Source organism: Entomomonas asaccharolytica, assembly GCF_016653615.1.
GTDB lineage: Bacteria > Pseudomonadota > Gammaproteobacteria > Pseudomonadales > Pseudomonadaceae > Entomomonas > Entomomonas asaccharolytica.
In genome coordinates this window covers 454,558-467,687 of the sequence record NZ_CP067393.1, presented here as the reverse complement: position 1 = coordinate 467,687, position 13,130 = coordinate 454,558, and the positions used below count along the sequence as shown (strand labels likewise).

Genomic DNA, 13,130 nt, shown 5'->3' with positions numbered 1-13,130 from the left:
AGATATGAATATAGATCTTTGTAAGCCCTTAGATCTTCCTGATGAATTTGTTGCTCGGCTTAGGGCAATTGAAAACTCATGTATTTCTCAAGATTTCTCAGAATCATTAGTCGAACAAAGTAATATTTCTGCTTTGGTTAAAGACATTGATTTGTATTGTAGAAACAATCGAATAATAGGTGTTCATTACACAAGGGCTGTACCTGAAAGCATTCGCTCAAAGGGATTGTTGATTCGAAATGGTAAGGAAATAAGGGAAACGTTCTTGAGGGAGCATGGGCATCTATTTTCACAAGAGGAAGTTCTAATTATTGAGGAAAGATGGGAACGTTACTATGATCATAGCCAATGCTCTGCAAGAAATGGCCGCATTTTTTTCAATTTTACAGAAATTGAACTTGGGTGTAGTGGGACCAAATATTTACTTGGATTGTATGGTGGAGAACAAGTCAGCATGTGTTTTGAACTAGATGAGCCACTGGGACTCAAGTTTGGAACAATTGGTGAATCACTGGTTGTTAGATGTTCACTTGATCCTAACGAAGTGAAAACTTTTATAGAATATCCTTGGGGAAAAATATTGGTTTCCTCTTTTCATGCATTAATTAATCCTAATGCTTATCGAATCGACCAAGATGGATATCAGTCAATACCTGTGAAACCAGAAGATATCGTAGAACTCAGAATACTAAAAAATTTAAAGCTGTGCTGATTTTTGAAAAGTAAACGTCTGCTTCTTGCTGACTATTAGACTTAATCGTGTCTTGAAATAGAAGAATCATAGAAACAATAATGATTAATCCAATTTAATCTTAGAAAATCAAATTTACTTACTAAATTTTCATCTGGAATATAAAATATCATTTTCTTATCTTATTTTGATGGTATTTTAATCACTAATCGTAGTTCAATGAAGATTGTATTTAAGAAAGATTGTGAAGTGCTTAATATTTAGTCTTGAAGTCTATAATAATGAACTGGTTTATATAAATAATATTAAAAGTAATATACAGTTAATGCATTGACAATCTCCTATTAGATAAAATATTATAGGTGGCACCATAAATGGCACCAAAGTGCATTATGGTAAAAATTAATTTAAGTAAAAACAACATGTTATAAGCTGAGTTCGAGTCTCGTTTTCCGCTCCAAATCTTCTTCCAAAGACTTCTAATAAAGTCTATAACTCCTTGAAATAATAGAACTAATCAGCGTTTTTTCTTCTATTACCGACTATTAAAATCTACTTAAAGCAAGTACATTTAAGTCCACCGATAAGTCCATCGGCGAGCGGTAGTAAGTCCACCGTTATATTCATCTTAGACAGCAGTTTGATTGGGTATTTTACCTTATTTCCTATGATATGTTTTAGGTAAGGTAAATATTCAGTTATTACACCGTGCTGTTTCCTTGTTCCTAGTCAGTTTGACATTACAACCCTTTAAACAACGAACAAGAGGATATAGCACGATGACACTGCTAACCGATTTATCAATCCGACGTGCCAAGCCTGCCGCTAAAGCCTATACCCTTAAAGATGGCGCAGGTCTTTACCTTAACGTTAAGCATAACGGCACTAAACAATGGCTGTTTCGCTTTTACTGGGAAGGCACACAGAAACGAATCTCTTTTGGGGTATACCCTGATGTGGATTTAAAGAAAGCGCGTTCTTTACGGCAACAGGCTCAGGATTTAATTGCTTCTGGCATTGACCCACGCACAGGCAGAAAAAGCATTATTAAACCAGAGGCAAAAGTTTTACGAAACAGGTTAACCTTTGCTGAGTATGCGCAAACGTGGAAGGAGTTTAAGTTTAGGAAGTTAGGTTTAGAACGGGCAAGTAAGAGGCAAAGCACACATATTCAGATAGAACGTTATCTGCATAAGGATATGTTACCTGTATTGGGTAAAAAAGCATTAATTGATATTACCCGTGCCGATGTTTTAGCAGTACAGCGTAAGATAGAACAACGAGGGGCGTTATCTATTGCAGAGAAGTGCCGAAGCTGGCTCAATGAAATCTTTCGTCATGCGATTGCTGAGGGTTATATTGAGCATAATCCCGCAGGGGATTTAGATATTGTGGCTTTACCACAACGGCCTACTCTGCATAATCCTTTTTTGAAACTGGATGAGTTACCTGAGTTTCTACGGGCTTTAAAAGGCTATCAGGGCGCCAGACAAACGCAACTGGGGATTTATTTACTGTTACTAACAGGGGTAAGGACAGGTGAGTTAAGACAGGCCATGCCTGAGCAGTTTGATTTAAAAAACAATCTGTGGTTAATCCCTGCTGATAAAGTCAAACAGTTACAAAAGCGTGTCAGGAATAGTGCTAAAGAGATACCGCCTTATATTGTGCCTTTACCTAAACAAGCAGTTGCTATTATTGAAGAACTGTTAGCTTGCCGTTTTTATAAACAACGCTATCTGTTAGCGCATCGTTATGATTTAACACAGATGGTCAGTGAGAATACCTTAAATACGGCCTTAAAGCGTATAGGGTATACAGACCGACTGACAGGGCATGGTATTAGAGCCACCATTTCAACGGCTTTAAATGAGTTAGGCTATCCTAAAGAATGGATTGAAGCGCAGTTATCCCATTCCGATAAAGACCAAATCAGGGCAACCTATAATCATGCAGAGTATATTGAGCAACGACGTAAGATGATGCAGGAATGGGCGGATAGATTAGATAACTGGCAAATGGAAAAAACAGCAGTAACAGTACCGAATAACGTTCTGTTGTTAAACGTTGGCTAATTAGCTGTTTAATCGTTTTAATATCTCTCCCTAGTAGAGTGAGAATTAATTCTCACTCTACTAGGGAGACGCATAAGAGGTTTAGAGTTCGTAGTGACTACCCTATCAAACATAAACAGTTACCTATAAAACCATCCTATTTTTTATCTTCTATGTATGTTTAATAACGTACATTAACGTTTATTGCCGTTCAAAAATTTACAATAACCTGTTGTTTATAATGGCTATTATATAAAAAATAGGGTTGCATTTTGCTTTTGCCTGTTTATAATAAAAATACGCATGGCGTTCGTGGAACGCGTGTAGTCCCCTTCAATGGGGGCAGGGAGACAGGTTCTTAGGAGTCTCTGTTCAGCGTCAAGCTGATAGAACCCACGTGACCCAAACTTCCGTCTGCGCGTGGGCTGTTTTAACAGTAGGAAGCATTATTGTAGTCAATGCGATTGCTTAATTTAATAATTACTTAAGTCATTCGCTTTTTATTCAAAAAAAGGCATTGGTCGGTTTTAAAACAAACTAACCATGCTTTGTTATATCTCTAATAGTTAGCTTTTATGTCAAAGCTAGCTCCATTCAATCTTCAGGCTATTTCCGCAAAATAAACCGAAGAAGCTATGGGACTTTGCGCAAGCTTAGTCCCGTTAGCTGCTACTTTCTTTTTGATGCTTATCAATAACACTGAAGTTTAAGACTGGCACTACACTAAGGCGTCACTTTTAAGCGTAGAGCTAGAAAGTGACGCCGCTAATCAATACTGTTTCAGCCCTTAGCAAATGAGCCTTTATGCTGTTTTGCTATATTCTGACACCCATTTTTAACCGTTTATTGATTCACAATAGATTCTCTGTTCATAAAAGGAGTATTTGACCGATACCTAGGCTGGTCACCTAAACCAGTGGGAATTACCTGTTTTTAACAGGCGGTTGTACTGAGTACATCACCGTATCCCCTACACCTCAACTTTGTTTCGCTCTGGTGCAGGTATCGTTCAAGAAAAAGGCAGTAAACAGGGAGTGTGTTGCTAAGTAATTAGTATCCTTTTTCAAATTAGCAGGCATCAGAGTACAAAGCGTTCCTTTATTTGCCTAATGGGTTAAAGGGATAGAAAGAAAAGGTTAGAAAGGGAAAAACAAAATGAAGATTAAACGAACATTACAACAGTTAGCCAGACAGGCAAAAGGTAGTTTTAAAACGGTACATGACCGTGAGGTGATTGTTAAACGGTTGGCTGATTATCTGCAAGCTAATAATATTCAGATTAAGCATATAGACCATATCAAAACTAAACATATTGAAGGCTATATACAAAGTAGACAGGAACAAGCTATTAGTAAACGTACTTTGCAAAATGAAATGTCTGCTATCAGAAAAACATTAACACAGGCAGGACGAGAGAAATTAGCTAACTCAGAACGATTATCTAATCAAAGTCTGAATATTCATAATACTAGTCGGCAAGGAACTAAAACAGCTATTACGGATGAGCAGTTTTACGAAATAGTCAAAACATCCATTGAAAAGGATCAATTAGGGATTGCCGCATGCTTACAGCTTTCACGTTATTTAGGTTTAAGAGGTGAGGAAGCCGTACAAAGTATTCAGTCTTTAAAAACATGGCAGAAAGCGATTAGTCAGGGCAAAGATACCGTTACAGTTGTTTATGGTACAAAAGGTGGTAGACCTCGACAAACAAGGATTATTAATCAAGATAAGGTAAAACAAGCTGTTGACTATGCCATAAATATTGCTAATCAACAAAACGGTAAATTGATTGATAAACCGAGCCTTAAGCAAGCTATGACCTACTGGCGCAATCACACAGCAGCATTAGGATTAAGAGGAACAATATCACCTCATAGCTTGAGATATGCTTATGCTCATGATGGTATGCAGCACTATCAGGAGCAAGGATACTCAGAGAAAGAAGCTCTTGCTATGGTTTCAATGGATTTGGGACATGGTGATGGTAGGGGGAGGTATGTGAAGAGAGTTTATGCATTATAATAAATGCACATTTTTACTTAATTATTTTTAGATATGCACTTTACTTTATTTTGAGATTTTTTTATAATAATTGTCCCATAAATATTTATTTTGTCCCATTTTCTGTTGTAATCTAAAGCAGTGGTGAGCTATTGAAGATGAAGGATGTGTTGTGTGAAAAAAAAGAATGTATTAAATTTGATCAAATATCATATTGAAAGAAATGAAAATGCCTTTAGAAATGAAGCAATAGAAATTGCCCGAAGCTTCGATAGCATTGGTGATGATCAATTAGCTGAATATATTATGGGATTAATTGCTGAGTCTAATCTTTATATTCCACAGGCAAGTGATTTCGAAAGTGAATTTTTAAAATCAATAAATGTTAAAGCAATAGAGCCACTTAATTTGCCGATTGAAATAACGGATGACATCAAAGGAGTAATTAATGCGATTAATCATAAAATTGGTATAAACAAATTTTTATTTGAAGGTTTTCCAGGTACAGGTAAGACGGAAGCTGTAAAGCATATTGCTAGATTGCTTGATAGAAAATTGTATTATGTGGATTTTGATAATTTGGTCGATAGTAAATTAGGTCAGACTAATAAAAATATTGCAAATGTATTTAGCGAGATTAATAAAATTCCTTTCCCTGAGAAAACTGTGATTTTGTTTGATGAAATAGATGTTATTGCATTAGATAGAGTAAATAATAATGATGTGCGTGAAATGGGTCGTGTGACCTCTGCTATTTTAAGGGAACTAGATAGACTGACCGATCTAAATAAAGAAATTGTAATCATTGCAACAACCAATTTATACAAAAACTTTGATAAAGCACTTTCCAGACGGTTTGATGCCATAATTAATTTTAATCGATATAGCAAAGAAGATTTAATAGAAGTTGCTGAATTTTATTTTTCAGCTTTTTCAAAGAATTTTAAGAGTATTTCTAAAGATGTCCGGCTATTTAAGAAAATACTAAATATGTCGAATCAAATACCATATCCTGGTGAACTAAAAAATATTATCAAAACTTCTTTGGCGTTTAGTGATGAGAATAATGGTTATGATTACTTGAGGAGGCTATACAATAGTGTAATTGGGAATCTTGAACAAATCACCTTCGAAAAATTACATGCACAAGGCTTTACAATAAGAGATATTGAAAAACTGAAAGGTGAACCTAAAAGTACAGTAGCAAGAAAGTTAAGCAAGGAAAATAAATAATGGCAAATAATGTGTTGGAATTAAAAGGAAAAAGATTTGTTCAAGCATCTAGAATCGGCGGTGGTGGTGGTGCTAGCATGAATGGACACAAAATAGTCACTAGTGAACACCTACTCAGGTTACAAAAAAAAATAGAACAAATTAAAAACTTTTGGATAAATGAAACAAGACCATTTGATGGTATTCTAATTAGTGTTTTGTATAATAAAATTGCAGCAAAAAGCAATAGAATATCTGGACTATTTAAAGAAGATAACCCTAATTATGCTATTGTTGGGGCTAAATTTAATAGCGATAGAACTAAACATATTATCACTTATTTTCTAAATATTGATGATTTAGAAGAAAGTATTACTTTACTTAATAAAGTAAATATTATTTTAAATGAAGTATTTGAAGGGAAAATAGATAAGGCAATTTTTGAGAATAGAAAGAGAATTGACAGCATACCATTCTCTAAATTTTCCATCAGTAAATCTAAATTTAAACAAGTGATTGCCGATATTTCATATATCGATAATTTTGAAATAGAAAAACCTGAAGAACAAACAGCGCAAAGTATCATTACTTTATATGATACGAAAACAGATACAAAAGAATTATTAAAAAAGCTAGGGATTGAAGTTTTATCAAGTAGAATATTAGATAATCAAACAGTATTTTTGGATAGAAACCAAACAGAACTCTTGTTTGAAAAAGCACCTTATCTCATTTCAATGGCAACGACGGATTTATCTCAACTATCTCCTGAAGAATTTATTAAAGAGTATAAAGAAAACTCATTTAGCATTCCTAACCCTACTATAGAACCGACTATAGGAGTCATTGACACCTTATTTGACAATCGTGTTTATTTTAACAATTGGGTTGAATATTACGATATGGTTGACGACAGTATTCCAAGGAATCTCAATGATTATAAGCATGGCACAGCAGTATCATCTATTATTGTTGATGGACCAAGACTGAATCCTTGGCTTGATGATGGGTGTGGAAGATTCAAAGTGCGACATTTTGGTGTATCAACTGGCTCACAATTCTCCTCTTTTACTATTATAAAACAGATTAAAGAAATTATAGCAAAGAATAAGGATATTAAAGTTTGGAATATCTCATTAGGTAGCAATCAAGAAATCAATGATAATTTTATCTCAGCAGAAGCCGCAATATTAGATCAAATTCAATATGAAAATGATGTTATTTTTGTCGTTGCTGGAACAAATAAATCTAATGAAGATGTTAATAAAATAGGCTCTCCAGCAGATTCAATTAATAGTATAGTAGTAAATGCAGTAACAAAAGATGGGTTATCAACAAAATATACAAGAAAAGGAATTGTTTTATCATTTTTTGCCAAACCAGATGTCAGCTACTACGGTGGAAGTCGTGAAAAATATATTAGAGCTTATGAACCGTTAGGAGAAACGAAGGTTTCAGGAACCTCTTTTGCTGCACCTTGGATTGCTAGAAAACTATCTTACTTAATTGATATTTTAAATATTAATAGGGAGCTAGCCAAAGCAATTATTATTGATTCAGCTAGAAGTTGGGATGATGAACCTACCTTTGATGAAATAGCATTGTACGGTCATGGAATAGTACCGATAAGAATAGAAGATATTATTAAGACAAAAAATGATGAGATTAAATTTTTGGTGTCAGATGTTAGTGAAAAGTGGAATACCTATAATTATAATTTTCCTGTTCCAATAAAAGATGATAAATATCCATATATTGCAAAAGCAACAATGTGCTATTTTCCTAAATGCAATAGAACTCAAGGCGTTGATTATACAAATACTGAGTTAAATCTCCATTTTGGAAGAATTAATGATAAAGGAAAAATTCAAGATATTAAAGGTGATAAGCAGAATCAAGATGCTGAGGAAAGCTCAGAAAAATGTTATCTGTTGGAATCTGATGCCAGGTCAAATTTTCGAAAATGGGATAATGTTAAATATGTAGCTGAAAAGAAAAAAAAGGGTACTCAAGCAAGAAAATCGTATGAGAATAAAAACTGGGGAATGGAAATTAAAACTAATAATAGACTAAACCCTAAAGATGGTGAAGGTGTTCGCTTTGGTGTAGTTGTTACATTAAAAGAAATTAATGGTATAAATAGAATAGATGAATTTATTAAAAACTGTAATTTGAATGGTTGGATAGTCAATGAACTTGATGTTAATGTTAAAGTTGATATTCATCAAACAATGAACCAAGATATAGAATTTGAATAATGACTAACTATATGAATTGTTTATATAATCTAAAATAAAGTTTAATAGTAAAAAATACTAAGAATTTTGTATTTTAGTTGTACTAGCTCAAATTTTAACTAAAGCAGCATGAGGTAACACTCATGCATTGTGCTAAATTATTTTACTAAACTTATGCTTTTTATAAGTTAGAGATAATTTTCTCAATTGTCTTTGGAGTAACTTCCATAATTTTTGCGATATTTTCAGTTGAGACACCTTTATCAAGAAGAGTTTTTACCATAATCAGTTGAAGCTTTTCTAGTCTTTCTTTTTTTATTTTTGCATCTTCTTTAGCAGCTTTTGTCTTATCCTTTTCTAATGCTAACTTTTCCCTCGCAATCTTCTTCTCTTCTTTCCTAATCTGCTCCACTACCTGATAAGTAGGCACATATTTAAGGCTTTTCTCTAATTCGTCCATGACACCCATTGATTTGAAACTTTCGTAGTTTTCTGTACTGATAATTAGATGATCTATGAGATGAATATTTAGTATACGTCCTACTTGAATCAGTCTGTCAGTGATGTCTAAATCGGATTTAGACGGAATAAGACGTCCTGATGGGTGATTGTGGATAGCAATTACTCGTGTTGCATTTTTCATCACAGCAACGCGGTATACATTCATGGGTTCTACATCAACAGATCTTACAGTACCTAACGCAATCAGTTCGATATAGAGGATGTAACCCGCTTCGTTCATACCGATAATCCAGAAGTGTTCTTTTTCTCTGTCTATCTTGTTTTCACGGCGCAAAATGCGTTGCATTATGTCATAAACATCTTCTGTTCCATGTACATAACGCTTATCGTTTTTACCGAGCTTAATATCCATAAGTTCATTTTTTGTTAGGAGTATTTATCAAAAATATAACACAGTTTATAGGGTATTGTAAGTAACAGGCTTTGATTAAAAATCATTGTTTATAAAGTATAATTTACCCGTAGTTTGGTAGTAGAAGTTTATTTGTATCAGTTAATCAGTATCTATTCGGCTTTAATTCAGATGTTTTTAATTTATTAGACTTTAGTCTAATTTCCATGAGTTGTTGATAGCCTTTAAAGTCCTTATGAGTTGGTATTTCCTTTGTTGTGTAGAGCTAGGTTTGCTCAGTCAATTAAGGTTTAAGGAATATAAAGAACTAATAGGGCAAATAATGAATGTTAAATATCCAATAAGCAAAGAAGATGGCAGTGATTATAAAGCCGCAGAGCTTTACGGTATTTTATCTCAAGAAACATCAGGGCATTATTTATTGGGTAGTTATCAGTTCTGGCATGGTGGTATTCATTTTACTAATAATACTATTGCTCATTGTGTTTTGGAGCAGCCAGTTCGTTGTATAGCGGATGGCGAGGTTATTGCTTATCGCATTAATCAAAAGTATCCAGAAAGTATACTGAATACTACAACCTTACAATATTCCAGTTCCTTTTGTTTGGTTAAGCACGAGTATGTCTCTCCTTCTGAACCTGTTAAACAGGCAACACAAGACCCCACTAAGTTGAATGATATATGGCAGGGTAAGCATATTAGAACGCAGGCTACAGGTTTTGCCTCTTATAGTGATGATGCCTATAGTAAAGACAGAAAGGTGATGCCTAAAGGGTTGATGTTAGAAATACTGCAAGTTAATAATACTACGAAGAAGATAGGAAGTACTGAGTATTACTTAACCAAGGCTAAAGTACTAAAAGCCGTAGAAGCAAATACTACCATTAAACCTCAAACAAATGCCTATGCCAAAGATGAAGAAATTTGGTTTGCAGGCTTTAAAAAAGATGGCAGTGTTCAAGCCAGTACTGAACAAAAAACTGACTTATTCAATGATATTAGCCCACAGGACTGGACAGATAAAACCATTACGTTAGCCAAAGCTTATACAGGCTATAAAACTGTGGGTGATGCTAGCGAAAAGAACAGTGAAAAAATCATAGTCCCTGAGAAAACAGCATTACAGATAAAAGAAGTTCAAACAGAAGTGATTAATGGCTATCACTACAGTAAAGTCACTGCTTCGACCGCTTTAAAAATGCAAAGTGCAGATAATAAATTACTGAGTAGTATATGGTTAGCTAATAAAGAATTCTGGATAGCACTTACCGATGAAGAGGGTTATGTACCTGTAACCACAGACAACAAAGAACTTTATACGGATACTACGCCACCTCCAGTGCCTAAAACCAATAAGCTGACCTTTTATAGTTTGTATATGCATTTATTGCCTTATGAAGAGTATCCTACAAAACAAGGTGAAGTCACCAAACAGTATAAAATGCTGAAAAGTATCAGAGTCCGTAATAAATTTATGGAAACGAAAGACCTTGAGGACTCAGCACAAGATAAAGACACGGTACTTGGTTCTATTAGTAAAGACGCTATTATTAACCTTATTGGTCAGCCTAAAGAAACCGAAGATGGTAAATATTGCTTAATACAAGGCACCATAGCAGACAACTCAGGAAATATTACTTTAAATGAAAAAGAGGTGACTGTAGGGGAAGATGGTTTCTGGTTGGCGATTAATAAGGAAATCAGTACAGGTAAAAGGGATATTTATGCACAAGAATTACCTTCACCTAAACGGGAATATCCCCGTTACTGGGCACAACAAGTCACTGCCAGTGCAATCACCACAATGGATGTTCGGCAAGCACCCACCAGTAAAGGCATAGCAGGGGCTACATTAGGTGTTAAATTAGCCGTGGGTGATGAAGTTACTTATATCAATCAAAAGATAAAAGAAGTCACCTTAGATAAAACAATCTATCTGATGGCTGAGTGTAAGCTAACTAAGGATAAAAAGGAGTTTACCGAAAAAGGTATTAATACTTTTTGGGCAATAGTTGATAGTAAACATATGTCAACGATTAAGGCAGAGCCAACTCGTTTTGAAACAGTAGAAACTGCTTACCCTGTCAAAATCAGTGCAGGTGACCCGATAGGTTATTTAGGATTGTATGAGGTTCCTTCTTCGCCTACAGGGGATAAAAGTGATAAACCTAGGAAACAAGTCCATATTGAAGTCTTTACTACCACTGATGAAGCCGAACTAACAAAGTTTCTAAATAATGAAGCAGGTTTAACAGGTGGCAAACAATATATCCAAATCCCGCAAGGAACCGTACTACAGAAAAATGCGCTCAGTAAAGACAGCATAGCAGCGCAACCCAAGACAACCGCAGAACTAGAAAAAGCCTATTATCAAACCCAGCAAACACATATTCTCTCTCCTGATAATATTAAACAGGTTAATGGGCAGTATCAAATCACACTCCATGAAAATCGACAATCTATAACAGGCTACCTCTCCCCTGCTAAAACTCAGGCTATTAGCCAATATGACTGGACAAAGCTTGGCTTTAAAATCGTTAAGGAAGAAAATATCGCTACCGATGGTTCTGTCAGCACTAAAACAGACGGTTTTATTGACCAAAAGGACATGACACCTTTCTATCAAGATATCTGTAAAGAAATGGACAGTAAAGAAAATGGGGGTGATGGCGACGGTAAACTCTCGTTATCAGAATTAAGGAATGCTTTAAAAGACCCTGTACTGTGCGATAAATGGTCAAAGTTAATTGCTTATCATCCTACTGAATGGCAAGCCAAAGGAACCGCTGATAAATGGAAGCGGTTAGGCACTGAAATACTGGCAGATAAGGAAAGTCAAAAACTGGTTGAACATGAAAAAGAACGCATTACAAAGCTTGTCTTTTGGGATGAGGTGCCAGAGCTAAAAGGTAAGGCGTTGGCTTTTCATTTTCATCCGATAGCCTTCATAGATAATTTTGAAGAAACTTATCATTACTATGTCGATAGTGATGGGTTTATACAAGATGCAGGGGTTATTAAAAGTCAGGTCACTAAATTGGAACGAGGACCTATTATAGGACCAAATGCTATCGTGCTTCATAGAACTTATTCTAAAGGCGGTGCATTGAATGTGATAGAAAATACATGGAAATCGACTAGTAATACAGACAATATTGGCGCGCACTTTGTTATTGATAAAGATGGTACTATTCATCAAGTAGTTAGTTTAAAAAAATATGCTAATCATGTTGGAAAAATCAGACCTCGTTGTGAGCTATCAAATAGTTGTCCTTCTAATTATGCTACTAAAAGTTTTACAGAAAAACATCGAGAGGAAATCAAAAAATCCTACCCTGAACGTTACCCTTATAATTCTGATAGTATAGGTATCGAAGTTGTTGCTTGGTGGGATAAAGTTACAAAACTATGGGATGATGCCACACCAGAACAGTTAAAATCAATCAAGAAAATAGTGAAAATATTACAAGCGGAGTTTAACTTAAATGACGAAGACTTATACCAACATCAATGTATTGCCTATAAAACAAGTGGGGAAGGTAAAGGTCTTTATCCTCCTGCTGATAGTAATGGCAATATTGATTCCAGAAATTACTAATGCAGAATCTATACCAAAGATAGAGATATTAACTATAGAAAAGAAAATAAAAGAGAGTGATGAATACTCAAAGAAATTATGTAATGCATGGGATTTAAATAAAGAAAATATTAAAGATTTTTTTCTAACAGCAGAGCCTTTTATAACTGGGGCTGAGATGAGCTATTTTGATATTTATCCTTGTGAAACAAAAGGGTATCTTTTAATTAATGATGTTAAAAGAAAATATAGTATAAATCTTGGTGGTTCTGGTTTTATCTATGGTTTTGGAAAAGAACAAGAAGGATTTGGCTGTAGAAAAGGAAAATGTTTAGAATATGTACACTATGAAGAGTATGAAGAAGATTAATAGTAACGTTGGAAATCAACCATAATATAACGCGACTTGAAGTAAAGGCGAAACAAGACTAAAATAAGTCCACTCACTGGGAAAGATGAATTAAAAATTCTAATATTTCAT

8 protein-coding genes are annotated in these 13,130 nt (G+C 34.6%); 7 read left to right on the top strand and 1 reads right to left on the bottom strand.

What is annotated here, in order from left to right:
* Positions 1-4 precede the first annotated feature (4 nt).
* From JHT90_RS02060 to JHT90_RS02040, 5 genes are all read left to right on the top strand, one after another.
* Positions 5-712 (top strand): hypothetical protein, encoded by a 708-nt coding sequence (locus JHT90_RS02060; RefSeq protein WP_201093507.1) that lies wholly within the window; start codon positions 5-7, stop codon positions 710-712.
* Positions 713-1,470: 758 nt separating this feature from the next.
* Positions 1,471-2,766: a tyrosine-type recombinase/integrase gene (locus JHT90_RS02055; protein ID WP_201093505.1), complete on the top strand. Its 1,296-nt coding sequence runs from the start codon at positions 1,471-1,473 to the stop codon at positions 2,764-2,766.
* Between the two features lie 1,134 nt (positions 2,767-3,900).
* On the top strand, positions 3,901-4,770 hold the full coding sequence (locus JHT90_RS02050; RefSeq protein WP_201093503.1) for an integrase domain-containing protein: 870 nt from the start codon (positions 3,901-3,903) through the stop codon (positions 4,768-4,770).
* A gap of 153 nt (positions 4,771-4,923) precedes the next feature.
* A complete protein-coding gene (locus JHT90_RS02045; RefSeq protein ID WP_201093501.1) occupies positions 4,924-5,982 on the top strand; it encodes an ATP-binding protein in 1,059 nt (352 codons plus the stop codon).
* Entirely contained in the window at positions 5,982-8,219 is a 2,238-nt protein-coding gene (locus JHT90_RS02040; protein WP_201093499.1) for a S8 family peptidase, read from the top strand. The genes JHT90_RS02045 and JHT90_RS02040 overlap by 1 nt, the downstream gene beginning before the upstream one ends.
* A 160-nt stretch (positions 8,220-8,379) precedes the next feature.
* Here JHT90_RS02040 and JHT90_RS02035 read toward each other — a convergent pair whose 3' ends face one another.
* The gene (locus tag JHT90_RS02035) at positions 8,380-9,072 is read right to left on the bottom strand and encodes a JAB domain-containing protein (RefSeq protein WP_201093498.1); all 693 of its coding nucleotides are present in this window, start codon (positions 9,070-9,072) and stop codon (positions 8,380-8,382) included.
* Between the two features lie 322 nt (positions 9,073-9,394).
* Between JHT90_RS02035 and JHT90_RS02030 the strand changes: the two genes are divergently transcribed.
* Complete coding sequence (locus JHT90_RS02030) at positions 9,395-12,670, top strand: peptidoglycan recognition protein family protein (RefSeq protein ID WP_201093496.1); 3,276 nt, start codon at positions 9,395-9,397, stop codon at positions 12,668-12,670.
* Positions 12,642-13,019, top strand: coding sequence for a hypothetical protein (locus JHT90_RS02025; RefSeq protein WP_201093494.1), 378 nt, complete (start codon positions 12,642-12,644; stop codon positions 13,017-13,019). Before JHT90_RS02030 ends, JHT90_RS02025 begins: the two co-directional genes overlap by 29 nt.
* Positions 13,020-13,130: the final 111 nt, after the last annotated feature.

Excerpts from the sequence above, each read along its gene's own strand:
- JHT90_RS02060 (WP_201093507.1), top strand. The coding sequence starts at position 5 with ATGAATATAGATCTTTGTAAGCCCTTAGATCTTCCTGATGAATTTGTT.
- JHT90_RS02055 (WP_201093505.1), top strand. The coding sequence starts at position 1,471 with ATGACACTGCTAACCGATTTATCAATCCGACGTGCCAAGCCTGCCGCT.
- JHT90_RS02050 (WP_201093503.1), top strand. The coding sequence starts at position 3,901 with ATGAAGATTAAACGAACATTACAACAGTTAGCCAGACAGGCAAAAGGT.
- JHT90_RS02040 (WP_201093499.1), top strand. The coding sequence starts at position 5,982 with ATGGCAAATAATGTGTTGGAATTAAAAGGAAAAAGATTTGTTCAAGCA.
- JHT90_RS02035 (WP_201093498.1), bottom strand. The coding sequence starts at position 9,072 with ATGGATATTAAGCTCGGTAAAAACGATAAGCGTTATGTACATGGAACA.
- JHT90_RS02030 (WP_201093496.1), top strand. The coding sequence starts at position 9,395 with ATGAATGTTAAATATCCAATAAGCAAAGAAGATGGCAGTGATTATAAA.
- JHT90_RS02025 (WP_201093494.1), top strand. The coding sequence starts at position 12,642 with ATGGCAATATTGATTCCAGAAATTACTAATGCAGAATCTATACCAAAG.